The sequence below is a fragment of the Candidatus Tumulicola sp. genome (assembly GCA_036490475.1).
Lineage (GTDB): Bacteria > Vulcanimicrobiota > Vulcanimicrobiia > Vulcanimicrobiales > Vulcanimicrobiaceae > Tumulicola.
Map to the genome: position 1 here is coordinate 1,619,154 of DASXDT010000006.1, position 23,679 is coordinate 1,642,832.

Annotated in this window: 30 protein-coding genes; 10 read left to right on the top strand and 20 right to left on the bottom strand. The window is 62.3% G+C overall.

The window, feature by feature from the left end; genetic code table 11:
* The first annotated feature begins 64 nt into the window (after positions 1 to 64).
* The 3 genes from VGF98_15215 to VGF98_15225 are packed head-to-tail and all read left to right on the top strand — an operon-like array spanning position 65 to position 3,550.
* On the top strand, positions 65 to 1,027 hold the full coding sequence (locus VGF98_15215; protein HEY1682995.1) for a substrate-binding domain-containing protein: 963 nt from the start codon (positions 65 to 67) through the stop codon (positions 1,025 to 1,027).
* A 40-nt stretch (positions 1,028 to 1,067) separates the two neighbouring features.
* Complete coding sequence (locus tag VGF98_15220; GenBank protein ID HEY1682996.1) at positions 1,068 to 2,546, top strand: sugar ABC transporter ATP-binding protein; 1,479 nt, start codon at positions 1,068 to 1,070, stop codon at positions 2,544 to 2,546.
* The gene (locus VGF98_15225) at positions 2,543 to 3,550 is read left to right on the top strand and encodes an ABC transporter permease (GenBank protein HEY1682997.1); all 1,008 of its coding nucleotides are present in this window, start codon (positions 2,543 to 2,545) and stop codon (positions 3,548 to 3,550) included. The genes VGF98_15220 and VGF98_15225 overlap by 4 nt, the downstream gene beginning before the upstream one ends.
* 6 nt (positions 3,551 to 3,556) lie before the next feature.
* Here the strand turns inward: VGF98_15225 and VGF98_15230 are convergent, their stop codons facing one another.
* From VGF98_15230 to trmD, 12 genes are all read right to left on the bottom strand, one after another.
* Complete coding sequence (locus tag VGF98_15230; protein HEY1682998.1) at positions 3,557 to 4,225, bottom strand: hypothetical protein; 669 nt, start codon at positions 4,223 to 4,225, stop codon at positions 3,557 to 3,559.
* Between the two features lie 27 nt (positions 4,226 to 4,252).
* The gene (locus tag VGF98_15235) at positions 4,253 to 4,852 is read right to left on the bottom strand and encodes a universal stress protein (GenBank protein ID HEY1682999.1); all 600 of its coding nucleotides are present in this window, start codon (positions 4,850 to 4,852) and stop codon (positions 4,253 to 4,255) included.
* Positions 4,849 to 5,055, bottom strand: coding sequence for a hypothetical protein (locus VGF98_15240; protein HEY1683000.1), 207 nt, complete (start codon positions 5,053 to 5,055; stop codon positions 4,849 to 4,851). Before VGF98_15240 ends, VGF98_15235 begins: the two co-directional genes overlap by 4 nt.
* On the bottom strand, positions 5,052 to 6,671 hold the full coding sequence (locus VGF98_15245; protein ID HEY1683001.1) for an APC family permease: 1,620 nt from the start codon (positions 6,669 to 6,671) through the stop codon (positions 5,052 to 5,054). Before VGF98_15245 ends, VGF98_15240 begins: the two co-directional genes overlap by 4 nt.
* 9 nt (positions 6,672 to 6,680) lie before the next feature.
* The gene (locus VGF98_15250; protein HEY1683002.1) at positions 6,681 to 7,025 is read right to left on the bottom strand and encodes a YraN family protein; all 345 of its coding nucleotides are present in this window, start codon (positions 7,023 to 7,025) and stop codon (positions 6,681 to 6,683) included.
* Positions 7,012 to 7,707, bottom strand: a complete 696-nt coding sequence (locus tag VGF98_15255) for a ribonuclease HII (protein ID HEY1683003.1) — start codon at positions 7,705 to 7,707, stop codon at positions 7,012 to 7,014. Before VGF98_15255 ends, VGF98_15250 begins: the two co-directional genes overlap by 14 nt.
* Positions 7,688 to 8,491, bottom strand: coding sequence for a ribosome biogenesis GTPase YlqF (ylqF, locus tag VGF98_15260; protein ID HEY1683004.1), 804 nt, complete (start codon positions 8,489 to 8,491; stop codon positions 7,688 to 7,690). The genes VGF98_15255 and ylqF overlap by 20 nt, the downstream gene beginning before the upstream one ends.
* 3 nt (positions 8,492 to 8,494) lie before the next feature.
* The gene (lepB, locus tag VGF98_15265; protein ID HEY1683005.1) at positions 8,495 to 9,004 is read right to left on the bottom strand and encodes a signal peptidase I; all 510 of its coding nucleotides are present in this window, start codon (positions 9,002 to 9,004) and stop codon (positions 8,495 to 8,497) included.
* A gap of 20 nt (positions 9,005 to 9,024) precedes the next feature.
* A complete protein-coding gene (gene lepB / locus VGF98_15270; protein HEY1683006.1) occupies positions 9,025 to 9,762 on the bottom strand; it encodes a signal peptidase I in 738 nt (245 codons plus the stop codon).
* A 28-nt stretch (positions 9,763 to 9,790) separates the two neighbouring features.
* Positions 9,791 to 10,540, bottom strand: coding sequence for a signal peptidase I (lepB, locus tag VGF98_15275; GenBank protein ID HEY1683007.1), 750 nt, complete (start codon positions 10,538 to 10,540; stop codon positions 9,791 to 9,793).
* Positions 10,541 to 10,545: 5 nt separating this feature from the next.
* On the bottom strand, positions 10,546 to 10,896 hold the full coding sequence (gene rplS, locus VGF98_15280; protein ID HEY1683008.1) for a 50S ribosomal protein L19: 351 nt from the start codon (positions 10,894 to 10,896) through the stop codon (positions 10,546 to 10,548).
* A 68-nt stretch (positions 10,897 to 10,964) separates the two neighbouring features.
* Entirely contained in the window at positions 10,965 to 11,681 is a 717-nt protein-coding gene (trmD, locus tag VGF98_15285; protein ID HEY1683009.1) for a tRNA (guanosine(37)-N1)-methyltransferase TrmD, read from the bottom strand.
* Between trmD and VGF98_15290 the strand changes: the two genes are divergently transcribed.
* A complete protein-coding gene (locus tag VGF98_15290) occupies positions 11,665 to 12,156 on the top strand; it encodes a tetratricopeptide repeat protein (protein ID HEY1683010.1) in 492 nt (163 codons plus the stop codon). The genes trmD and VGF98_15290 overlap by 17 nt on opposite strands.
* Here VGF98_15290 and VGF98_15295 read toward each other — a convergent pair.
* Positions 12,128 to 12,595 carry a hypothetical protein gene (locus tag VGF98_15295; GenBank protein HEY1683011.1) on the bottom strand — a complete coding sequence of 156 codons (468 nt, stop codon included), beginning with the start codon at positions 12,593 to 12,595 and terminating at the stop codon, positions 12,128 to 12,130. The two genes, VGF98_15290 and VGF98_15295, sit on opposite strands and share 29 nt — an antisense overlap.
* An 85-nt stretch (positions 12,596 to 12,680) precedes the next feature.
* On the opposite strand from VGF98_15295, the gene VGF98_15300 reads away from it, so the two are divergent.
* Positions 12,681 to 12,944, top strand: coding sequence for a twin-arginine translocase TatA/TatE family subunit (locus VGF98_15300; protein ID HEY1683012.1), 264 nt, complete (start codon positions 12,681 to 12,683; stop codon positions 12,942 to 12,944).
* On the opposite strand, the gene VGF98_15305 is transcribed toward VGF98_15300, so the two are convergent.
* Positions 12,913 to 13,446: a lytic transglycosylase domain-containing protein gene (locus VGF98_15305; GenBank protein HEY1683013.1), complete on the bottom strand. Its 534-nt coding sequence runs from the start codon at positions 13,444 to 13,446 to the stop codon at positions 12,913 to 12,915. The two genes, VGF98_15300 and VGF98_15305, sit on opposite strands and share 32 nt — an antisense overlap.
* A gap of 71 nt (positions 13,447 to 13,517) precedes the next feature.
* Here VGF98_15305 and VGF98_15310 point away from each other — a divergent pair, with 71 nt between their 5' ends.
* The 3 genes from VGF98_15310 to VGF98_15320 are packed head-to-tail and all read left to right on the top strand — an operon-like array spanning position 13,518 to position 17,510.
* The gene (locus VGF98_15310) at positions 13,518 to 14,063 is read left to right on the top strand and encodes an RNA polymerase sigma factor (protein HEY1683014.1); all 546 of its coding nucleotides are present in this window, start codon (positions 13,518 to 13,520) and stop codon (positions 14,061 to 14,063) included.
* Positions 14,053 to 14,307 (top strand): hypothetical protein, encoded by a 255-nt coding sequence (locus VGF98_15315; protein ID HEY1683015.1) that lies wholly within the window; start codon positions 14,053 to 14,055, stop codon positions 14,305 to 14,307. Before VGF98_15310 ends, VGF98_15315 begins: the two co-directional genes overlap by 11 nt.
* Positions 14,304 to 17,510: a glycosyltransferase family 39 protein gene (locus tag VGF98_15320; GenBank protein ID HEY1683016.1), complete on the top strand. Its 3,207-nt coding sequence runs from the start codon at positions 14,304 to 14,306 to the stop codon at positions 17,508 to 17,510. The genes VGF98_15315 and VGF98_15320 overlap by 4 nt, the downstream gene beginning before the upstream one ends.
* 15 nt (positions 17,511 to 17,525) lie before the next feature.
* On the opposite strand, the gene VGF98_15325 is transcribed toward VGF98_15320, so the two are convergent.
* Genes VGF98_15325 through rplU form a run of 3 tightly spaced genes read right to left on the bottom strand, consistent with a single transcriptional unit; the run spans position 17,526 to position 18,513 of the window.
* The gene (locus VGF98_15325) at positions 17,526 to 17,807 is read right to left on the bottom strand and encodes a hypothetical protein (protein ID HEY1683017.1); all 282 of its coding nucleotides are present in this window, start codon (positions 17,805 to 17,807) and stop codon (positions 17,526 to 17,528) included.
* A gap of 24 nt (positions 17,808 to 17,831) precedes the next feature.
* Positions 17,832 to 18,191 carry a ribosomal-processing cysteine protease Prp gene (locus VGF98_15330; GenBank protein ID HEY1683018.1) on the bottom strand — a complete coding sequence of 120 codons (360 nt, stop codon included), beginning with the start codon at positions 18,189 to 18,191 and terminating at the stop codon, positions 17,832 to 17,834.
* 7 nt (positions 18,192 to 18,198) lie between these two features.
* Positions 18,199 to 18,513: a 50S ribosomal protein L21 gene (gene rplU / locus VGF98_15335; GenBank protein HEY1683019.1), complete on the bottom strand. Its 315-nt coding sequence runs from the start codon at positions 18,511 to 18,513 to the stop codon at positions 18,199 to 18,201.
* A gap of 91 nt (positions 18,514 to 18,604) precedes the next feature.
* Here rplU and VGF98_15340 point away from each other — a divergent pair, with 91 nt between their 5' ends.
* The gene (locus VGF98_15340; protein HEY1683020.1) at positions 18,605 to 19,468 is read left to right on the top strand and encodes an ABC transporter ATP-binding protein; all 864 of its coding nucleotides are present in this window, start codon (positions 18,605 to 18,607) and stop codon (positions 19,466 to 19,468) included.
* Entirely contained in the window at positions 19,465 to 20,208 is a 744-nt protein-coding gene (locus VGF98_15345; GenBank protein HEY1683021.1) for an ABC transporter permease, read from the top strand. Before VGF98_15340 ends, VGF98_15345 begins: the two co-directional genes overlap by 4 nt.
* A gap of 13 nt (positions 20,209 to 20,221) precedes the next feature.
* On the opposite strand, the gene VGF98_15350 is transcribed toward VGF98_15345, so the two are convergent.
* The 3 genes from VGF98_15350 to sufB are packed head-to-tail and all read right to left on the bottom strand — an operon-like array spanning position 20,222 to position 23,543.
* On the bottom strand, positions 20,222 to 21,823 hold the full coding sequence (locus tag VGF98_15350) for a SpoIIE family protein phosphatase (GenBank protein ID HEY1683022.1): 1,602 nt from the start codon (positions 21,821 to 21,823) through the stop codon (positions 20,222 to 20,224).
* A complete protein-coding gene (locus tag VGF98_15355) occupies positions 21,820 to 22,116 on the bottom strand; it encodes a non-heme iron oxygenase ferredoxin subunit (GenBank protein HEY1683023.1) in 297 nt (98 codons plus the stop codon). The genes VGF98_15350 and VGF98_15355 overlap by 4 nt, the downstream gene beginning before the upstream one ends.
* Before the next feature lie 2 nt (positions 22,117 to 22,118).
* On the bottom strand, positions 22,119 to 23,543 hold the full coding sequence (gene sufB, locus VGF98_15360) for a Fe-S cluster assembly protein SufB (protein ID HEY1683024.1): 1,425 nt from the start codon (positions 23,541 to 23,543) through the stop codon (positions 22,119 to 22,121).
* Between the last annotated feature and the right edge of the window lie 136 nt (positions 23,544 to 23,679).

A 23,679-nucleotide genomic window follows, 5' to 3' on the forward strand; every position in this document is an offset into this window, starting at 1 on the left:
GGCCAAAATTCGCCATCTGCCCAACCTCCGGCTTGGCATTTCGAACGCATAAGGAGAAGCTATTTTGACGTATTTGCGCGCGGCCGGGACCCTCATATTGATCGCGTCGATAACGGCGTGCGCGCACGGTGGATCCAACGCGTCGAGCTCGTCATCGGCGCAGCCGGCGACGGCCTCTTCGGGGGCCAAGACGATCGGGGTATCCATTCAGAACCGCGAGGCGCAGTTCTACCAGGACATGGAAGCCGGCATGAAATCGGAAGCAACCAAGCACGGCTACAATGTTACCTTCGTCGATGCCAATCGCGACAACGCCCAGCAGCAAAGCCAAGTCGAAGACTTCGTTTCCAAAAAGGTTGATGCCATCGTTTTGACGCCGTACGACTCGCAGGCCATCGGCAGCGCGATCGTCGAGGCTAATACTGCCAATATACCGGTCTTTACGGCCGATATCGCCAACGCGAGTTCGCAGGGCAAAGTCGTCGCGCACGTTGCAAGCGATAACGTACAAGGCGGATACGTCGCCGGAACGCTTATCTGTAAAGCCGTGGGCGGCAAAGGCGACGTGGCGATTATCGACGAGCCCGAAGTAACCAGCGTACAAGACCGCGTCAAAGGCTTTAAACAAGCCGTTGCCAAGCTGTGCCCGGACGTGAAGATCGTCGCCGACGTCGACTCCGGCGGCGCGCGCACGAAAGCCAACAGTGACGCCGGCGATATTTTGCAAGCGCACAAAGACCTCGTCGGAATCTTCGGAATTAACGACGATTCGGCGCTCGGCGCGGTTGCTGCCGTGGGCGCCGCAGGCATGACCGGAAAAGTTGCGATCGTCGGTTACGACGCTGGACCCGAAGCGCGCGCGGCCATCGCGAAGGGCACGATGTACGGCGACGCGTTGCAGCATCCTAAGGATATCGGTGCGGCGACGATCGATGCGATCGCGACGTATTTCGCCGGCAAGACGCCGCCTCCGATCGTGCACATTCCCGTCGGAACCTTCACGCGCGACGACGCGGCCGCCCATTAGCGTTTCCATTCCGACGACGACCGCCGCTCCGCTGCTCGAAATGCGCGGAATCGGCAAGTCGTTTCCCGGCGTTCGCGCGCTAAACGACGTTTCGCTCGAATTACGCACCGGCGAAGTGCTGGCGCTGGCGGGTGAAAACGGCGCGGGCAAATCGACCTTGATGAAAATATTGTCCGGCGCACAGCGCGCCGACGAGGGCAGCATTTTCGTCGACGGCACGCAGGCGCAGATCGATTCGCCGCGCGACGCGGAGCGGTTTGGGATCGGCATGATCTATCAGGAGTTCACGCTGGTACCGCAACTCGATGTGGCCGAAAATATCGGACTCGGTAACGAGCCGACGCACGCGCTACTCATCGACCGCCGAGCGTTGCGCGAAAAGGCCAAGCGGGCGTTGGACGAACTCGGCCTTCAGTTGCCGCTCGACGTGCCGGCCGAACGGTTGTCGATCGGACAGCAACAGGTCGTCGAAATCGCCAAAGCGCTCGCACGCAAGGCGCGCATCATCGTGATGGACGAACCGACCGCGGCGCTCACCGACCGCGAGATCGAGGGATTGTTTGCCATCGTCGCGCGGCTCAAGGCGGCCGGAGCCGGCATCATCTACATCTCTCATCGCATGGACGAACTGCCGCGTATCGCCGATCGCATCGCGGTGCTACGCGATGGCGCGATCGTCGAAACCCGCGCCACCGCTGCGTTTCCGCGCGACGAGATCGTGCGGGCGATGGTCGGGCGCCAACTGAGCTCGTATTTTCCCGAGATTCCGCCGCTCGATTCGGACGCTCCGGTCGTTCTCGACGTGCAACACGTTCGTAGCGGGCCGCTCGTTCGCGACGTGAGCTTCGCCGTCCGTTCGGGTGAGATCGTCGCGTTGGCCGGATTGATCGGCGCCGGTCGCACCGAAATCTTGCGCTCGATCGCGGGCGCCGACCGGCGAGAAGCCGGAAGCATCGCGGTCGACGGTAAGCCGGTCGCGGCCAAGAACCCATCCGGCGCGATCCACGCCGGCATCGCGTTTATCACCGAGGATCGCAAGGCGCAGGGCTTGGTGTTGGGAATGACCGTCCGCGAAAATGTGACGCTGGCGCACTTGGGTGAGTTCGTCGGCGCGGATCGCTTGATCGATCGCGAGCGCGAGCGGTCGACGGCCAAAACCGAAATCGCATCGTTGCACATTCGTACCACCGGCACCGAGCAGCTGGTGGGAACTCTCTCGGGCGGCAATCAACAAAAAGTCGTGCTGGCGAAATGGCTTTTGGGAAAGGCGCGCGTGTTTTTATTCGACGAGCCCACCCGCGGAATCGACGTGGGCGCGAAGGCCGAGATTTACGGTCTGATGTTGCAGCTCGCGGCGCGTGGCGCGGCGATCGTAATGGTTTCGAGCGACTTGCCCGAAGTGCTTGGCATGTCACACCGTATTCTGGTGGTTCGCGGCGGCGCCATCGTGGCCGAGTTCGCGCGCAGCGACGCTTCGGCCGAACGAGTGATCGCGATCGCGACCGGAGCCGCGGCATGAACCCGGCGGCACGTCGAAACTACTGGCTGCGATTCGCCGGTGCGATCGTACTCTTCGTCATCATCGTTATGGTCGTCGACGTTTCGACGCACGGTGCGTTTCTGCAACCGGCCAACATCGTGCGCGTGCTGCGACAGATCACCTACAACTGCATCCTCGGCGTCGGGCAAACGTTCGTCATCGTGACCGGTGGCATCGATCTCTCGGTTGGCTCGTTGGTGGCGCTGACCGGCGTTGTGGCGGCGCTGTTCGCCAACTCGCTCCACCTCAGCGGATTTGCGCTGATCGCTTCGACGCTCGTGGTGACGGTGGCGGTCGGCGCCGTCGCCGGCTGGATCAACGCATTGCCGGTCGTGCGGCTCGGGCTCCCTCCGTTTATCACGACGCTCGCGATGCTCCAAATGGCACTGGGTCTGTCGTTCATTTTGTCGCACGGCCGTCCGGTGGCGCTGCAGAGCAGCGCGTTTGCGAATACCGGGATCGGGTCGTTCTTCGGCGGAGTGACGTCGGCGCTCCATTTACCCAGCATTCCGATTCCGGTCGTGTGGATGCTCGCGATCGTGGCGGTCGCGTCGGTGTTGTTGATGCGCACTCGGTTCGGACGCTACGTGTTCGCGATCGGCGGCAACGAAGAAGCCGCGCGTCTCGCCGGCATCAACGTGGCGCGCGTGAAAACGCTCGTGTACGTGATTAGCGGCGGCTGCGCGGCGGTCGTCGGTTTCTTGTATATGGCGCTGTTTTCGTCGGGTTCGCCGCAGACCGGCACGGGCGACGAACTGCTGGAGTCGATTGCGGCCGTCGTCGTCGGCGGAACCAGTTTAGCCGGCGGGCGCGGCAGCATCGTGGGCACGTTTTTCGGCGCCTTGCTGATCGGCGTGCTGTACAACGCGATGAACCTTCTGGGCGTCGATTCCTACCTGCAGAAGATCGTGCTGGGTGCCGTGATTCTGCTCGCCGTCGTCCTCGACGGCGAAGTGCGAAAGCGAGTGCTCAAGAGCGGCTAGACGCCGCTAGAACGGAAAGTCGTTCTGCGTGAAGCCGTTGTTGGTTTTGAGATTGTCGACGATTTGATCCAAAACGATCTGGTTGCCCTGATATAAGATCTGGCGGACCGGCCAATGCGTCACTTGCGAGAAGTACAGAATCTGCTCGCTGATGCCGTCGTCGCCCGACGGGTTGGCGACCTTGAGATCGATACGATCGGTCGCTACGCCGTCGATCTTGCCACCCGGCGCCTGCGTGAGCGTGCCGGGCGTCTTCAGATACGTGAGCACGACGTTCTGTAACAAGCCTTCCGGCATCGTGATGCCGCGCAGCGAGAGCGCGCGCGGGTCGGTCAGCGAAATCTTCAAATGAATGCCCGAGAAGAAGCCGCCTTGATGACCGCTGACCTGATCGCCGCCGGTCCATACCCCGCCCGAGCCTTTGTCGTCTCCCGACTGGATCAAGGTTTTGATGAAATGCGGTTTCATAAACCAGTATTCGTACACGCGATTTTGCGAACGGTCACCCTTGACCTCATGTACGTGAATGATGCAGTGGTAATCGTTGGTCGCCGCAAAGGCCTGATCGAACGCCGTGATGGCAGGAACGATGGCGTTGTCGGCACGTGCCGCGGGCGTCGCGACGGCAAATACCATCAGCGCGAACGAACAGACGGCGGCGAACGGACGATTCAACGGGAGTCCTCCTACAGGTGGGCGACGTCAGGCAAGCTCTTCTCCGAAGAGCTTGCCATGCTTTCCTTCGACCCCGATGAGGACGTCGCATTTGGCGTCGGCGGCGATCTCCTGAATCGCGGTGCCGAGACGGGCGCCGGCGTACTTCCCTTCTAGATACGAGCCGAGGATGAGCAGATCGGCTTTTTCGCGCTTGGCGATTTCGATCACGGCTTCGGACGTGGCTCGAGTCTTCACGGTTTCCGTTCGCAGGTTGACGTTATTTTCGTTGGCGATCGTTTCGGCCGCGCCAAGGGCATCCAGCGCCGCTCGCTCTTCATCGGGCATTTCGGCGTCGGGTGGGAGCGTGCGCGGCACCTCGATGACGTAGAGTGCTAACAACTCCGAGCGTTCGCCACGCGCCAGTTTTACGGCCAGCGCCATCATGTGCCGCGAATTAATTTCCGGTGAAAACACCACGATGATGCTGCCGACCATTTGCTTGACCTCGCGCGTGGTCTGCGCCGCCATCTTTTGCACTTGCGACTCGGGCGGGTGGAGCATCCAATAGAGCACTGCGCCGATGCTGCAGGCGATTAGGAGCGCGACGACCGCGCCGATCGGATCGACGTGTACCGAAGCGTTCATCGGCGCTGCGCGTTGCGCGCGAGGTACGCGAGCGCGATCCGGTAGCTGCCGAGCGCGACCATGGCGCCACCTAACGCGAGGCCGGGAATCGCTTGCGCGTACGAACCACTCGCGACAACCGCCGTAATCACTCGGACGAGGAGAAACGCGCCGCACACCGCGATCAGGCCGGCCAGGGCGAGGCGGATCGCGACGATCGTCATTGCGGCAGCGCAGCCGCTTTGCGCGCGTCGCTGGCTTTGACGTTGGCGATGTACTCGTCCATCAGCTCTAACTCGCCCGCATCGCGAAGGATGTCGGTTTGTTGCGCGCGCCAGTTACGCTGCTCGGAGCCCAACACCGGAAGATTGCGGCGTCGCCGGTAGATGAAGTACGCGACCAATCCCAGCACGAGCCAGCTGGGGCCGGCGACGCGGCCGATCGGATGCGTGAACAGCGTAAACACCAGAATCGAAAAAATTCCGAAAAACCCGATGACCGCAACCAACGGAAACTCCGCGCGCTCGCCTTTTACCATGATCGGCAGGTTGAATGGAATTTTAAACTTGCGTGGGCTCAGCGGATCGTTGAGGCGCAGCGCGATCAACGCCAAGAAGACGAACGAATAGCTGGTGGCGGCACCGAAGGCGTAGAGATCCGCCAAAAAGTCGAGACCGGTTTCGTGACGGAAGAAGTGCGCGTACAGTGTCATCGCGCCCGGATACAGCGATGGGAACGAGGCGAAGAGAAGCTCCAGAATCGCCACGCCGCAAAAGGCTGCGATCGAAACGGCCGGCGTGCGAAACTTCGGATGGACGCGTTGAAAAAGCGACGGCAGCAGATTCGACCGGCTCATCGCGTAGGCGATGCGCGAACTTCCGAAGATACCCGAGTTGGACGAGATCAGCAGCAGCACCGCACCGAGCAGCGGAACGTAGAGCGCGGCGATCGCGCCGAAATACGGGATCTGTGCCGCTAAGAGCGCTACGGCCTTACCCTGGTTGTCGCCGTTGTTCGGAAAAATTTGCCAGAACTGCATCGGGTGGCCGGCCGCGTCGTGAATCGGATGCCACGGCTGCATGCCCAGCGCGAGGTTGGAATAAGCCAGCGCAAAGATCAGGATCGTGAGAATCAGCGAGATCGACGTACGAGGGATGATGCTGGCCGGACGTTGCGTCTCTTGCGCTGCTTGCGAGATCGACTCTAGGCCGACGAACGAAATGATGGCCAGCGACGTGCCCAGCATCAAATGGTACGGCGACGGCCAGCTGACGTGCATCGTATGCAGCAGCAACTCCGGCCGGAACGCGAACAAGAAGCCGAAACACAAGATCAGCGATTCGCTGACCACGTCCAATGCCGATACGATGCCGTTAAAAGCGGTGCTCTCGCGTACGCCGATCACGTTGAGCAGCGCCAATCCAACGATCAGTCCCAGCGTCACACCGAAATGCACCCACGGATGCAGCGATCCGGTGAACGCCGGAATCAGTTGGCTCATGTAGTCGACGCACGTCCAGGCGAACAGCGTTACATCGATGGTGAAATCGAGCAATACCGCCCAGCCCGCGATAAACCCGAAGATGTCGCCCAAGCCGCGCAGCACGAAGTACTGGCCGCCACCCGCGACCGGATACGTCGCTGCCAGTTCGGTATAGGCGAGACCGATGCAGACGTAGACGATGCCCGCAAACAAAAACGCGACGTTGGTCGCGCCGGCGGCGGCTGCCAATACGAGGCCGAGTCCGACAAAAATATCGGCCCCGACGTCGGAGTAACCCCACGAAAACGAACCCCACGGGGTTACAGAGCGGCGTAGTTCGGGTTTGGAGGCGGGCACGAGATTCCCTTAAAAGGCGTCGCGCAGCAGCCGAACGTGTCCGGCATCGAACGCGACGATGTCGAAGCGCATGCTCCGGCCGGGAGCGACGATCTGTGCGTAGTCGGCCGCGATGCGCCGCAGCGTGCGGCGCTTGCGCGCATCGACCGAGGCGACGGCCGAACCATACGACTTGCCGTCGCGGCGCCGAACCTCGACGATCACCAGCGTGCTGCCGTCCAAGCAGACCGCGTCGATTTCGCCGCCCGGCACCCGGACGTTGCGCTCGAGCACGCGGTACCCGCACGACGTAAGAAATTGAACGGCGGCATCTTCTCCGGCACGGCCCTTCTCGGTGCGGCTAAACGTTTTCACGTTCCTCTGCGAAGTCCAGCGCTAACTGCGCGTCGCGAACGCGCGCCCAGCCGGCGCGGTGATGAACGCTCGGGCCGTGTTCCCGTAACGCGACGATGTGTTCGGGCGTAGCGTAGCCTTTGTGATGCGCGAATCCGTAGCGATCGTCTTCGCGATCGAGTTCGACTAACAGCGCATCGCGGTAGACCTTCGCGACGATCGATGCCGCTGCCACGATCGCGCAACGCGCGTCGCCACGAATCAGCGGTTCTTGCGGCCCGGCATACGAACGAATCCGCACCGCGTCGGTGATCAAATATTCGGGCGCGCACCAGAGCGCCCCGATCGCCCGTTCCATCGCCAGCACGCTAGCCCAATAGATGTTGAGCCGGTCGATCTCGGCCACGCTGCACACGCCGACGCCCCATGCGACCGCGCTGGTTTTTACGATTTCTGCGATCTCGATACGCAGCTCCGGACGAACTTGCTTGGAATCGTTGAGACCGCGAATGAACAACGGTTTCGACGCGACGACGCAGGCCGCGACGACCGGTCCGGCCAGCGGTCCGCGTCCCACTTCGTCGACGCCGGCAACCAGCGTAAAGCCCTTTTCGCGCGCGGCCGATTCGAACTGATGCATCCGGTGCAGCCGCCGGCGCTCGCGCTCGTAAGCGTTCTTCGTCTTACGTTGCTTTGGGTTCATCGACCACTTCGAACGTCAATCGTCCGAACGTCCCTTCGTTGAGCGTGCGCATGTACGCCGTCGCGGCATTGTGCAAATCGTACTCGCCGCCGCGTCGCACGAAACCGCGAGCGCGGGCGAACTCCGCCAGATCGGGTATCGATGTTTTGCCGTGCTCGGTCGCCCAGGAGTGAAATGCGGCGACCACCTCTTCGGCATCGAATCGGTCGCGCGGCACTGCATTGGAGATAGCGAGTTTCCACTGCGCGTCGGGCGTCGCGATCTTCGGCACGAGAATGCCGGGCGTGTCCATCAGTTCGATGCCGGGTGCGAGCTTGAACCACTGCAATTGCCGCGTGACGCCGGCGCGATTTTCGGTTTTTGCGACGCCCTTGCGCAAGAGTGCGTTGACGATCGTGGACTTGCCGGAGTTGGGAAGACCGACGATGAGCGCGCGCGAGGCTTTACCGGTGCGCCGGATGTCTTCGATCGTTTTACGCAACGTGGTGACGCTGCCGATCGAGCGTCCGTCGACCGCCGCGGCCGAGACGTTCTTTGCGGCAAACCACTCCAGCCAACGTTTGGTCGCATGCGGATCGGCGAGATCTTCGCGATTGAGCGCTACGAGGTGCGTGCGCGAACCGATCATGCGCAAGAGATCCGGATTGCGTCCGCTGCGCGGCACGCGGGCGTCGACCACTTCGACGACGGTATCGATCAGCTTGAGGTATTCGGACATGCGGCGCATCGCCGCGACCATATGTCCCGGATACCACTGGATGGGACGCTCGAGCTGTGCCGGCATCTCTTACAGGGTGCCCATATCGGCGGGCGGCCAAATGCCGGCCAGCGCCCGGCCGATCAACTGGTCTTCAGGCACCGGGCCGAAGACGCGCGAGTCCTCGCTGCCGGCGCGGTTGTCGCCGAGCACGAACACGTCGCCCTTCGGCACCGTGATGGGCGCGAACGACCGGCCGTCGGAAAAATGCACGTACGGTTCGGCCAGCGGTGTGCCGCCGATCGAGACGATGCCCCGATCGATGCGAATACGGTCGCCCGGCAATCCGATCACGCGTTTGATGTACACGGCTCGCGCGCCCTCATCGTGCCGGAATGCGACGATGTCGCCGCGTTTGGGCGCCGCAAATTTATACGCGAAAGTGTTCACGACAACGTACTCGCCGGACGAAATGTGGGGTGCCATCGAGAGGCCCGAAACTTGCGACGTTCGCACGAAAAATGCGGCGACGATAAGGGCAAGGACGGCCAGTTGAAATGCGATGTTCGCGAACGACCGCCACGACAGCAATCGGGTCACGGACGAGGGTGTTCGCGGTGCTAGAGGATACGGGCCTGCGAAAACGGCCAGAAGATCAAAAACGCGCGGCCGGTGAAGCCGGCCCGGTCGCCCGCACGCGCGCCGGTCGCAAAACGCCCGGTAAGCTGTGCGAATCCCCAGATATGCGAATCTTCGGAATCGTTGCGATTGTCGCCGAACATCATAAAGCAGTTTGCCGGAATACGATCGGGCGCGGTCCACTGCGATTTCGGCGGCACGTTCGCCGACGATGAATCCAGCCGCTCCCAGTCGCCGCCGATCTCCTTGACGAAGATGCCGTAGTCGCGAATCTGTAAGTCGTACTGCGGTTTTTCTGCGATGTACGGTTCGCTGAGCGCGGTGCCGTTCACATAGACCGTGCCGGAGCGCACTTCCAGGCGGTCGCCCGGGCGGCCAATCACTCGCTTGATAAAGTCGTCGGTCGTCGGTACCGGCGGCGGGAAGACGACGATGTCGCCGCGGTTCGGAGTGTGGAACCGATATTCGAACTTGTCGACCAGCAAGACGTCGTGAATCTGCAGCGTCGGAACCATCGACGCGGTCGGAATGTAGTAGGTGCGCGCGACGAACGTGATCAGCACCCACGCCGCCAATCCGGCGATGATGAACGGGTCGAGAAACTCTTTGGCGACGGCCGAGCTTCGACCGCTCGATCCCGCAACGACCGGACGCAGCGATAAGACGATGCGAACGAGCGCGATGACCGCGACGATGATGAGGAGTTCTTGCGGCGTCATGACAGGTGCGTCGGGCTTTCCGTTCGGGCTAGCGTAAAATGTGAAATCTGGCCCACGGCCACAGTGTTAGGAACGCTCGTCCGGCAAAATGCGCGCGGACCTTTCGGCCGGACAACGGCCCCGATGCATACCCCCCCGAGGTTTGCGCGAAGCCCCAAACGTGCGAATCGTCCGAGTAATTTCGATTGTCGCCGAGCATGAAATAGAATCCTTCGGGGACTCGATTGGGAACCTGCCACGCACCGCGCGGCGGAATATTGGCGGCTTGCGGACTCAACCGCGTCCAACCGGCGCCCGGATCGCGAACCGAGATGCCGTAGTTCTCGATACGTAAATCGTATCGCGGCGCCTGATTTTCGTACGGTTCGATCAGGGCCGCACCGTTGCGGTACACCGACCCGCCGTACACGGCAATCGTATCGCCGGGTACGCCGATCACGCGTTTGATGAAATTGTCGCCCGCCGATGGCACCGGCGGCTCGAACACCGCGACATCGCCGGGCTGCGGATGATGGAGACGGTAGGCAATCTCGTCTACCAGTACCACGTCGCCGACTTGCAAGGTCGGTACCATCGATACCGACGGAATGTAGTACGGGCGAATGACGAACGTAACCAAAAACAGCGCCAGCAGCCCGGCTACCAACAGTCCGTCGAGGTACTCGCGGGCGATGGCAGCGGCGCTCGAGCGCCGGACATTGTGAGCCGGAGCGACTGAGAGTGCGAACCGGGCGACGGCGAAGACCGCTAAAATTCCGAGAAGTTGAAGCGGCGTCAGGGCGGCTACTTAGTAACTTTACGTTCCTTGATGCGCGCGGCCTTACCGATCTTATCGCTAAGGTAATACAGGCGGCTGCGGCGTACGATACCGCGCTTGCCGACTTCGATGCGTTCGACGCGCGGGCTATGCACGAGAAACGACTTCTCGACACCGACGCCGTGTGCGACGCGGCGCACCGTGATCGAGGCGCCCGAGCCGCCGCCCTTGCGAACGGTGACCACGCCTTCGAACATCTGGGTGCGTTCTTTTCCGCCCTCGATCACTTTGGAAAACACCTTGACCGTATCGCCGGTGCGAAACTCCGGGATCGATTCCTTGAGTTGGTCCCGATTAAGGGCATCGATGACGTTCATGGCGCTTTCTACTCGAAAAAAGGCAGCGGGCGCTTAAAGACCCGGCCGGTGACAACCAGGGTAGTTTATCACGGCCCTTCCTCGGCGTGCAAGGCGTCGGCGGGTAAGCGCGCGTTGTGGGCGGCTGTTCGCAGGCGGGATTGCTCCCGCCGCCAGCCCGCAATCTTGGCGTGATCCCCCGACAATAACACCTCGGGAACCGCCACGCCGCGGAAGACCGGCGGCCGGGTGTAGCTCGGATAATCGAGGGCGCCATCCGAAAATGATTCGGAATCGAGCGATTCCGGCCGAATCGCCCCATCGAGCAAGCGGACCGTCGCGTCGACGATGGCCAGGGCCGGAATTTCGCCGCCGGTGAGCACGAATTCGCCTAACGAGAACATCTCGAGCGGGTAGAGGCCGGCCAGGCGGTCGTCGATGCCCTCGTAGTGACCGCACACCACGACGAGGCGGTCCAGGGCCGCCAAACGCTGCGCGTCCGCCTGCCGAAACGGCGTCCCGACCGGGCTGGTCAGCGCGATCACCCGTCGCTCGTCCGGCGGCGCGCTCGAAAGAATTGCGTCCAGCGCGCGGGCGATCGGCTCGAGCCGCATCACCATCCCCGGTCCGCCGCCGTAGGGCGGCGCGTCGGCGCGCTCGCCGGCGCCGAGGCCCTCGAGCAAGTGGTGGTAGCGAACGTCGACAATGCCACGTTCGACAGCGCGCCCGACGATCGACAGACCGACGAACGGTGCGAACACCTCCGGGAAAAGCGTAATCACGTCGACCGTGAACATTGGGCTCATGTTCCGTCTGCTGCGGCGTTTCGCTTCCCGCCGGGTGCGTTCGCCGCGCGATCGGGCACTCGCGGCGTTGCGCAGACGCGACTTCGCCGTCGCCGAAGCCGAGTTGACGGCGCTGCTGGCCGCGCCGGCTTCGCCCGGCGAGCGGGCGTTTTTATCGAACAAGCGCGGGGTCGCACGAATGGGGCTCCATCTCCCGGATGCGGCCCGTTCGGATTTCGAATCGGCGCTGGCGGCGGTCGCGACGTTCGCGCCGGCACTGACCAACTTGGGAAACCTCGCGTTGGAAGCCGGCGATATCGACGGAGCGATCGCGCTCTACGAAGCCGCATTGCGCTCCGATCCCGAAAATGCGGTTGCGTGCTTAAATTTGGGCGTCGCCTACAAACGAAGCGGACGCATCGAGGAGAGCGTGCGATCGTTGCGTCGCGCGCAAGTGCTGGAGCGACCTAAATTCGCGCGCCGGTTTCGGTTGTAATCGTTTCCAAATACTTGAACAGTTGCGGCAGCGTAATCTCTTCGAGCGCGGTGAGGCTCGTATTCGATTCTTCGCCGGGCCCTTCGTCTCGAATGTAGCAACGCGTTTCGGTTGCGGAGTCTTCGCTAACGAAGGCGACCGCAAAACTTCGGTGCGGCTGTTCGTCGTAAATCTTCATCGTGTGCGGATTTACGATTTCGATCGAGTGGCTTTGTGCGTTCGCATCGAAGATCAAGATGTGCAACTGATCGAGATTGGTAATCTCAATCGAACCGACGGTAAACACGTTCTTTACCGAAAAGAACGCGCGACCGCGACGTTGACGGCCCGATAGTTCGTAGAAAACGTGGCGCCCGATGAAGCGGTCGAGAATTTGCCGAAGCGCGGCCGGCGACGCCAGCGTCTCGGTTCTGTTGCCTCGCGTATAGATGATCTTCACGGCCGGACCGTGGTGCTTGCACGGCCTTGCAGGCGAGCCCTTTCGATGCAGGCCACGGTGCGGTTCGCACCGCAGAAATCCGGCTATGTTCTCGCTCCCCGATATCGCGGTGGTTTCGGTCCTGGCCCTGCTGCTGTTCGGACCGGACCGTTTGCCCAAGATGATGCGACAAGCCGGCCGTTTTATGCGCGAGGTGCAGAACACGTCGGCGTCCTTCGTCTCCGAGATGGAGCGGGCGGCCGACGCCTCCGAGCACGCGCCGCCTCCTCCCGCGCCCGCATATGAGCCCCCGGAGCCCGAACGCACGCTTCCGGCGCCTACCACCCCGCCAGGCGACGCCAAAGCCTGAGTACGCGCGCTACGTAATCGCGCGTTTCCGCGTACGGCGGAATGCCCCCATAGCGTGCGACGGCGCCCGGGCCGGCGTTATAAGCCGCCAACGCCAACGGATACCGGTACGCTCCGCGACTGCGGAACCGATCGATCAGGTCACGCAGATAGCGCGCGGCTGCAGCGATGTTGGCGTACGGATCGTCCGGATCGGTGCGCAGACCAGCGGCGGTTTCGGGCATCAGCTGACCCAAACCGCGCGCCCCGGCCGGCGAAACGGCCGATGGATTCCAACACGACTCGACCGCGATCAGCGCGACCAGCAGGCGCGCGTCCAAGCGCTGCGCGTCGGCTTGTTGGATGGCCGCAGTCGCCAGCGACTCCGATTCGCCGGGGTTCAACTGCGGATTGAAATAGCGCAAAGCCAGCGCGTACGAATCGACGATCGGCGTATCGGCGCGCGCCGGCAGCGACGGAAACAGGGCGGCGAAGCCGCAGAATGCGGCGGCGAATCGTTTCACTTGTTGGAAAGTGCCCGCCGAATTGGGATACGCGGGCTAACATTCTGCCGCCGAACGGCCTCTATTGTGCGATGAGGCTCGAGATCGTCGAAGCCGCTCGAACGGGCGGCGCGGAGCACCTGGAGGCGCTGATCCGCGAAGTGTGGCCGCATGCGTTCCGGATCGCGCTCACGGTGTTGCACGATGCGACGCTGGCCGAAGACGCGGCACAAGAAGCCTGTGCGATCGTGTACGCTCGCGTGGCCGGCTTGCGCGACGGCGCGTCGTTCAAAGTGTGGTTCTACCGCATCGTCGTGCGCGAAGCGTGTCGTATTCGACGACTCGCGCAGCGCGGCGCGTGCGAGACGCAACCTGCGTTGAGGAGCGGCGACGTGGAACGCGCGGTCGTTCGTTTAGATCTCGCGGCGGCGCTGGCCAAGCTTTCGCCGTCGCAGCGCACGGTTACGGTGCTGCATTTTTACGCCGGCCTCAGCGGCGCCGAAATAGCGAGCGTACTCGGTATACCGCACGGCTCGGTGCGCTTTCATCTATTTCGAGCACGTAAGCGTTTAGGGCGCTTATTAAGCGACGACACGGACGCGCTGCCGTTCGAAGGTATGGTGTTGGATGCGGTCTGAGATCGAGGCCTACGTGTACGACATCGTAGCGGTGCGAGAACCCGCGCCGAACCTTGCGGCGATCCGCGCACGTGCGCATAGCGTCGCGGGCGTGGCGCACGCGAGGCGGCCGTCCGAGACCGTCATGCCGGCGTTGATCGCCATCGGTATGCTGGCGTGCTTGCTCGTCGGCCAGGTCGCCGCCCCACTTTCAACGGCGACGAGCATCCGAACGCCGGCGCCGGCTCCCGCACAAACGGCTTGAAGCGGTTCCCCTGGGTCCTGGCAGGCGTGGTCGCCGCCGGCTTCGTGCTGCGCTTCGGGCTGATTTCGGATCGCGGATTCACGACCGATCTATCGACGTTCGAGTTCTGGGCGACGTCGCTGGCCGAACGTGGCTTCGCGAATTTTTATGCCGGCGCCGGTTTCGCCGATTATCCGCCTGGCTATCTCTACGTGCTGGCCGCGCTCGGACACGTTTGGGAAGCCTTCTTTAAAGCCGGCGATTCCGGACACTACGTCGTGCTCGCGCTGTTGGTGAAACTGCCGGCAATCGTTGCCGATGCATGCGCCGGCATCTTGCTGTACGCGCTAACTCGGCGTTTCGCGTCGACCGGATGGGCGCTGGGCGCGGCCGCGCTCTATCTGCTCAATCCGGCGGTTATCTACAACTCCGCGGCGTGGGGCCAGGTCGACTCGGTCGCTGCGGGGTTGGCATTGCTCGCCATCTATTGCTTGCTGCGTTCCGACGACGCGCCGTCCGATCGCATCGGTTGGTGGATCGTGGCGGCATGGCTGGTTATCGCGTCTTCGCTGTTGATCAAGCCGCAAGCCGCGGTGGTGCTGCCGTTCATGCTGGCGTTTGCGTTCGTCGATCCGGTGCGGCGCCGTTCGCGCGCCGTTGCAAGCTCGATCGGCATCCTGCTCGGATTGCTTCTGGCGATTGCATTAACCGAACCGTTCCATCCCGGCAATCCGGTCGAAGCGCTGGCGTGGCTGTTGCAGCGATATGCGTTCGGCTCGAGCATCTACGCGTTCAACTCGGTCAACGCATTCAATCTGTGGGCGATTCGCGGCCAACTCTGGCAACCCGATACCACACCAATCACCGCGTTCGGCGGGCTTCCGCTCGGACCGCAATACGTGTGGGGCTTGGTTTTGCTCGCCGGAGCATTGGGCTTGGTGCTGTGGCGATACGTGCAGACCAAGACCTCGCGCGCGCTCCTGGAGAGCTGCGCGATCGCGACGTTGGCTTTTTTCGTGCTTTCGACGCGCATGCACGAGCGCTATTCGTTCGACGGCTTGTTGTTTACGATTGCGTGCATACCGTTCGCGACCCGCTACCTGTGGGGTGCGATCGTGCTGACCGTGGTGCTGTTCGCCAACCTGCAATACGCGTTGCAATATTTGCACGCGATGCAATTTCCGCTGGCCGGCGTCGACACGCACAACCTTTGGGGAGCTGCGACGACGGTCTTTGCGCTGTTGGCCGTCGGCACTTTTTTTTGGCTGGGTTACCAGTTCTTGGGTGCGGAACAGGTAGCCGACGCGAGGCCTGCGCGCGCGGGCGGTCGCCGGTGGTTCGATCCCGCCGAAGGGCTAACGGCGCTGCGCGTTCCGCTCGATTATATCGTGATGGGTGCGCTCGGCGCTGGCAGTTTCGTCTTGTCGTTCGTTAATTATTGGCGCCCGGACGGAAGTTCGTGCTGGACGATGGGCAGCATTCGGCACTGCGGCATCTTCGACGAGTTGTACTTCGCGCGTGCCGGCGAAGAGTATCTCCAGAATTTTCGCATCTACGAAAACACGCATCCGCCGCTGAGTAAGTTGTTGGTGACGCTGTCGATGATGCTCTTCGGCGGGTTGGCACACGGAGACACTCCGTACGGCTGGCGTTTTCTGGACGTGGTATTCGGCGCGCTGGTCGTAATGCTGCTGTACGCGTTCGCCAAACGCGTCACCGGTTCGACGATGTTTGCTGGAATCGCGGCGCTGCTACTGATCTGCGACGGTATGCATTTCGTTCAATCGCGTATCGCGACGCCCGAAGGCTTCGTCGTATTTTTTGCAACGCTGGCGACCTACGCGTTCTATCGCTTCTGGCTGGCTTCCCAAGCGAGCGAAGGCCGCCACGTAAGGGTGCCGCGATGGGCGTTTGCTGCGGCCGGCGGCGTTGCCATGGCGGCCGGTTCGATCGGCGCGCTCCTCGGGCAACGTATCTGGGCGTTCGATACGGCAACGACGGTATTGGCCGCGTTATACATTGCGTGCGGCGCGTACCTGGCGATTCGAAGCGTCGCGTTCGAGCGGATGTTCGGCGCCGGCCGCGAGCAGACGTTCGCCGATGGATCGTACGCGTTAACCAACACCGCCGGAACGACGCTGTACGCGCCCGACGGCGGGACGATCGACGACCGCGGCAGGATCGTGCGCGGCGCCCGCTCGAGCAATCGCGGCGGCGTGCTGTCCTACGACGACGACGAGTTGCGAATCGAGTACCGGCGCGGCCCGAGCGTGCGTTATGCGACGCCGGCCGGAACCGCGACCTACGCCGGCGGCGCGATCGTATCGCAAAGCGGAACGGAATCCGGACGGGCGTCGACGCTGTGGCTCGTGTTGTTCACCATCGCGCTGGGCTGTCTGGTGAGCAGCAAGTGGTACGGCGTGATGGGTTTCGGGGTGAGCTTCTTGGTGCTGATCGGCGTCGGATTGCAGCGTTTCGTGTGGAAATGCCGGCCGGCGTTATGGGGCAATCCGCGCGGGTTTCGATTGGACGTAGCATTGGCTACGATCGTTTTGATCTCGGCCACGGTATACGCGCTGGTGTGGGTGCCGGATCTCGCGCGCCACTCGCCCGATCCCAACGAGGTTCACAGCCTCAACGACGTCGTGTACCGGCAATATTCGATGTTCGAGTATCACGACGTCACGGTGCGCAACGCGACGCATCCGTATTCATCGAAGTGGTGGGAGTGGCCGTTGGATTTGGTGCCGGTTGCGTACTACTACAGCGATCGGCGCGCGGACACATCGAATCCGGCCGGCTGTTGCATAGAAGAAGTAACGTCGATGCCCAATCCGATGATTTTGTGGTTCGGGCTGGTGTGCGTGCCGATCGTCGCCGTGCTGGCCTGGCGCGAACGCAACAAGGCCTACGTGCTGATCGTGCTGACGTATTTGTTGCAGTGGCTACCCTGGATGCGATCGCCGCGCATCACGTTCGCGTACCACTTTTACGTAGACATTCCGCTGATCTGTCTGTGCAACGCGATCGTGCTGCAACGCACCTGGCTGTGGGGACGGCGCGCGGAAAGGCGATCGTTCGCAGGCGCCGTGGTGGCGGCGTACGTTTCGATCGCGGTTGCGGCGTTCGTGTATTTCTACCCGATTCTTTCGGCACATGGCATCGCGTGGAACCAATGGCACCAGCGAATGTGGATCGGGAGTTGGATTATCGGCCCGGGATGACGGGCCGATTCGTCGTTAGATGTTGAAGTTTTGGCGCAGTTCGCTGATGCGTTGCTGCACCAAGGTGCGAACCTGACCGTTGATGCGATCTTTTTGCTCGTCCGGCAAGCGGCGATAGATCATGTAGCCTGCGGCCGACAAGAGGCCGCCAAGCAGCCCGACAACCAGCGCGCGTCCGACTTCGGCGCCTTCGACCTCGTCGTTGCGATGCTCGTCCTGAGCGTCGCCCTGATGCCCGTTACCGTTCGGCGAACTCCACTGCTGTTGGGGGGGCGACGAACGAAATGATTCCGACATTGTATTCTCCTTGCAACTGCTGACCTACTTACCCGCATTCGGCCGGGTTGTTGCACCGCCCCGTCGGGCGTGCACGATATGGACGTGCTGGGGAAACTGTTCGGCGATCTGGCGCACCGCTAACTCGGCCGTTTCGACGATGGCCACCACCGCCGGATCGTCGCGCACGCCCGCCGGCCAAGCCATTTCCAGCTCGCCGGATTGCTGTGTCGCCTCGAGCGGTATCTTGGCGTGCTCCTCGAGTCCGAGCCGGGCGGCCTGGAGGATCGCCGAAACGCCGGCGCAGACCACGTCCTCGCCCGCCACCGCAAAATCGGCATGCCCAAAAGCACGAACCGCGGCCAGTCGGCCGCGGTCGTCGCGTAAAAAGGAAACCTCGAGCATCGCGGCCTTACGGCAGCGAGATTTTGTCGATCCGGATTTCCGCGAAGGGCTGGCGGTGGCCGTTGAGCTTGCGCACGCGCTTCTTCGGCTTATAGCGGAAAACCAGAATCTTCTTGTCTTTGGACTGGCGGAGCACGGTGCCGCTGACGCTTGCGCCGTCCAGCACTGGGCTGCCGATCTTGACGTCGGCGCCGGCACCGGCCAGAATGACCCGGTCGAACTTGACGTCGTTGCCGTCGGCTCCGGCAGGCATATCGCAGCGGATAACGTCGCCTTCGGCGACTTTAAATTGCTTGCCGCCGGTCTCGATGATCGCGTACATAACCAACGTACGATATCAGCCGCGTGGGTCCGTGTCAAATACGCGACCGCCTCCGCAGGCGCCGGCGATGGGTTGCGCTTATGTACCTGCGATGATTGTCGAGCTACGCGACGTCGACAAGTCCTACGGACCGATTCGCGCCCTAAACGGCTTGTCTTTCGGCGTCGATCCCGGTGAGATCGTTGGCATTTTGGGACCCAACGGCGCGGGGAAGACGACGGCGATCGACATCCTGCTCGGACTACGACGCCCCGACCGCGGGATTGCCAAGCTCTTTGGCGAGCCGCCGACAAAGGCTGCAGCGCGGCGCCACGCCGGGGTTACCCCCCAAGAGAGCGGCTTTCCGGATGCACTTACAGTCGAAGAGATCCTGCGCTTTACGGCAGTGCACTATAGCCGGCCGCGCTCGATCGACCAGACGCTCGAGGATTTCAATTTAAGCGATTTGCGCGGACGCCGGGCGGGATCGTTGTCGGTGGGGCAAGCTCGGCGGCTAGCTTTGGCGCTGGCCTTCGTGGGCGACACCGAGCTGGTGGTGTTGGACGAGCCGACGGCCGGACTCGATGTCGAATCGCGTCACCGCTTGTGGGAGTTCGTCCGTCGCAACCGCGATGGCCGGGCGATTCTCTTTTCGACCCACTATTTAGAAGAAGCCGAAGCCGCCGCGACGCGCATCGTGGTCATCGATGGGGGAAGGCTTCGTTTCGACGGCGACCCCCTCGCGTTGCGCACGAAGTTTGGCTTGCGGCGAGTCCGCTACGTCGGCGCGCCGCTCGACGCGATGCACGACGCGCTAGTGACCAGCGATGTAGACGGGCGTACGACAGTGCTGACGGCCGATAGCGATGCGTACGTCCGTGCGTTGGTCCGCGGCGGATACGAGTTCTCACAACTTGAGGTGACCGCGCCATCGTTGGAAGAAGCGTTTCTCGCTCTGACGCGAGAGCAGCAATGAGCGCGACTCGTATCGCGTGGGCCCACGCCCGTATCGCAATTCTGGATCTCATACGCTCGCCCGGGTACGTCGTTCCGACCGTGGTTTTTCCGGCGATGTTTTTCGCGATATTCGCGCTTCCGGCCGCCCGGCACGATTCGCAAACCGCCGCATACGTAACATTGTCGTTTATGGCGTGGGCGATCGTCGGCGTGACGCTCTATCAGTTCGGCGTCGGTATAGCGGCCGATCGCGGACGGCCGTGGGAGCGCTTCTTGCGCGTTCTGCCGGCGGGCACGCTGGTTCGCCTGTTCGCGCGCATCGTGTGCGCGCTCGCGTTCGGTGCGCTGGCTGCGGGCTGCGTTGCTATCCTGGCTCTGGCGGCGACGCCGCTGCATTTGCCGGCGGCCGCGTGGCTTGCAGCCGGGACGTTCTGTCTGCTGGCCGGCGTGCCGTTCGTGTTGATCGGCACGGCAATCGGCTATTGGTGCGCCGCGCGCGCTGCCGTTCCGATCGCTACGGCCAGCAATCTCTTGCTTGCGTACGCCGGCGGTTTGTGGATGTCGCCAAGCGAGTTGCCGGGCGTGGTGCGAACGATATCGCCGTTTCTTCCGACGCGTCAGTTCGGCGAGCTGTTATGGAGCGTCGTAACGCCGGGAAACCGGTTATGGCCGGCGCTTGGATTGTGCGCCTACGCCGCGATCTTTGGGGCGTTGACGATCGCCGGCTATCGCCGTGACGAACACCGGCGTTACGCGTAAACGCCGGTGTTCGTCAGGCCGTGGCAGGTACGGGTGCGATATACGCGGTCAAAACGGCGACATCGTCCGGGATGGGCCGCCGCCCGATCACGCGGTCCAGAATCCGCTGTGCCAAATCTGGTGCGGTGTCGTCACCGAGGTCCGCGAGCGCCGATTCTAGGCGCGCGAATCCGGCGTCGATGTTCCGGTCGAACTCGATCAACCCGTCGGTGAAGAAAACGACCAGCGTACCGGCTGCCGTTTCGATCGTCCGAGAGGTTGTAAAGCTGTCCCCCAGACCTAGTAGCGGAGCGGAGGAGGCGACCTCTTCGACGCGTCCGTCGGGATAGCGCACGAGCGGGCCTGGATGGCCCGCGGAGGCGATTTCCATGCGGTGCGCGACCGGATCGTAGATCGCGCTGATGGCGGTCGCGAACACGTCGTCGTTATCCATGCGCAGCGTTTGGTCGGCGATACGCAACATCGAGCCAACCGACGGGTCCAGCAAGGCTGCGACCCGCATCGCTTGGCGAATCTTCGTCATGATCAGGGCTGCCGCAAGGCCGTGGCCGCCGACGTCGCCGATCGACAGAGCGACGTGGCCGTTCGACAGCTCGAATGCGTCGAACCAATCGCCGCCGATGGTCGATTCCGAACTCGACGGCCGGTACGCCGCACTGAGATGCAGGTGGTCGATGCGAGGCAGGACGTTTGGCAACGCCGACTCTTGCATGCGGACGGCGATGGTACGCTCTCGTCCGAAGGATCGCGCGTTGGCAAGTGCCACTCCGGCACGCCGCCCAAGTTCTTCTGCGAACAGGCGATCCGTCGTGTCGAAAAGCGCTGCCGATCCGGCCTGGCGATCCGCTTCGTCGACGAAGAGCGTGAGCGCACCGCTCGCGACACCGTTGTGGACGATCGGTACGGTTAGCGTCGTTGCGATGTCCAAGTCGCCGAGCGTCCCGGCAAAGAGCGGCGACGTTCGATCGATCGAAAGCCAATCGTCATCGTGGCTCCTCGCATCCAGTGCGGCGCGTAGTGCATCGGTGGCCGCGCCGGCATCCGGCCGGCGAGAGCGGACGACGACTTGGCGCTTTTCGAATTCGTCGACGGCCTGGATCGCGCACAACGTCGCGAACGTGTCGACGGCGATATCCGCAATGGCCGAGAGCGTCACCTGAAAATCGAGCGACGACGAAAGCAGCGTCGACGCCGCGTCGATCGCTCGTAACCGCTTTTCAATCTGAACGTGCCGGCGATCTTCGTGCGCCTCGAGCAGGCGAAACGCGGTGACGTCGCGCGAGATTACGAGCATCCGCTCCGGCCACTCTTCGCCCGGCATCGAGGAGACGGTAACGTCCCACCACCGTTCGCGGCCTTCGACATCGTAACGGCCGACGAAGTGCCCGACTCCGCCGCCGCGCGCAGTTTCGATCGCGTCGTCGGCGGCTAAGCGGTGTTCGCCCGTCCAGAACATCCGCCAATCGGCACCGGCAACATCGGCGAAGTTTTTGATACAAAGCGCGGTCCGGCCGTTTTCGTTGATCGAAACGAGCCGCGCGCCGGCGTCCAAAATCTTGACGCAATCGGAGCTCTCGAAAACGATCCGCTGGAAGTACGTCGGGTCCGAACTCATCCGACGAGTATTTCGCCGTCTTTCAATTCGACGGCATACGTGGAGAGCGGTATGACCGCGGGAAGCGTTAACGCTTCGCCCGTTCGAACGTCGAAGGTTGCACCATGCCGGGGGCACACGATGCATTTCCCATCCAGCTTGCCTTGATCGAGCGGAGCGCCATCGTGCGAGCAGACGTCTTCGATCGCAAAGAAATTGCCATCGACGTTGCAGATAAGGATTTCTTGACCGTCTACGACGACGCGTCTGGTCGTGCCGGGCGCGATGTCGGCAACGTTAGCGACGGACCGCACCGTTAGCCGACGGCGCCTTCCATTTCCATCTTGACGAGCCGGTTTAGCTCGACCGCATATTCCATCGGCAATTCCTTGACGAAGAAGTCGAAGAATCCGTTGACGATCATCGCGGTCGCGTCGGCCTCGGAGAGCCCGCGGCTCATCGCATAAAACAACTGCTCTTCGCCGATTTTACTGACGCTAGCTTCGTGTTCGACGGTCGAACGCTGTTCGTGAATTTTCATCGTCGGCTTGGTGTCGCTGGACGAATGGTCGTCCATGATCAGGGCGTCGCAGCGCACGCGCGTTTTCGCACCGGTCGCGCCCGGATAGATCTCGACCAATCCGCGGTAGGTGGTCTTGCCGCCATGCGCGCTCACGCTCTTGTTGGTGACGACCGACGTCGTGTTGGGTGCGGCGTGAATCACTTTCGCGCCCGCGTCTTGATGCTGCCCGTCGCCGGCAAACGCCATCGACAGAATTTCACCGCGCGCGCCTTCGCCCATCAAGTAGATAGCCGGGTACTTCATCGTCAGCCGCGAGCCGAGGTTGCCGTCGACCCATTCGACCGTCGCATTCTTGTGCGCGAACGCGCGCTTGGTGACGAGATTGAAGATGTTGCGATACCAATTTTGGATCGTCGTGTAGCGGATCGACGCATCTTCCATCGCGACCAGTTCTACCACCGCCGAATGCAGCGACGAGGTTGAAAACTTCGGCGCCGTGCAGCCCTCGATGTAGTGCACTTTGGAACCCTTGTCGGCGATGATCAGGGTCCGTTCGAATTGGCCCATGTTCTCGGCGTTGATCCGGAAGTAGGCCTGCAGCGGCATGGCGACTTCGACGCCCGGCGGCACGTAGATAAACGACCCGCCCGACCAGACGGCCGAGTTGAGCGCAGAGAACTTGTTGTCGCCCTGCGGAATGATGGTTGCGAGATACTTACGGACGATATCCGGATACTTCTTGACCGCCGTGTCCATGTCGCAAAACAGCACGCCCTGCTCGTCGAGCGCCTTGCTCGTGTTGTGATAGACGACTTCGGACTCGTACTGGGCCGAGACGCCGGATAGAAACTTACGCTCCGCTTCCGGAATGCCTAAGCGATCGAACGTTCGCTTGATGTCGTCCGGGACGTCGTCCCAGGACCGTTCGGTTCGGTCGGTCGAGCGCACGAAATAATGGATGTCGGCGAAGTCGATCTCATTCAGCCGGGCGGTGTCGCCCCAGGCCGGCATCGGCTTGCTCAAAAACAGTTCGTAGGCGCGCAGGCGAAACTCGAGCATCCATTGCGGCTCGTCCTTCATGGCGCTGATGCGCGCGACGATCTCTCGCGTCAGGCCTTTGTCGGATTTGAAGACGTAGTTTTCCTGATCGTGAAACCCATGGCGGTAGTCTTCGCCGATATTTTCGGGGGAAACCGGGGTCTCGAGTTGTGTCACCATATCGAAGTAAGCGTACCCCCCTGCGGAGACATAGTCAAGATAATGAAGTAGGAAGTTGAAAATCCCTGCGGGCCGCTTGCTGATTTCCTGTGCAGAAGGGGTTTACAGGGGGGGGCGCAGGGGATATGATTGGCGC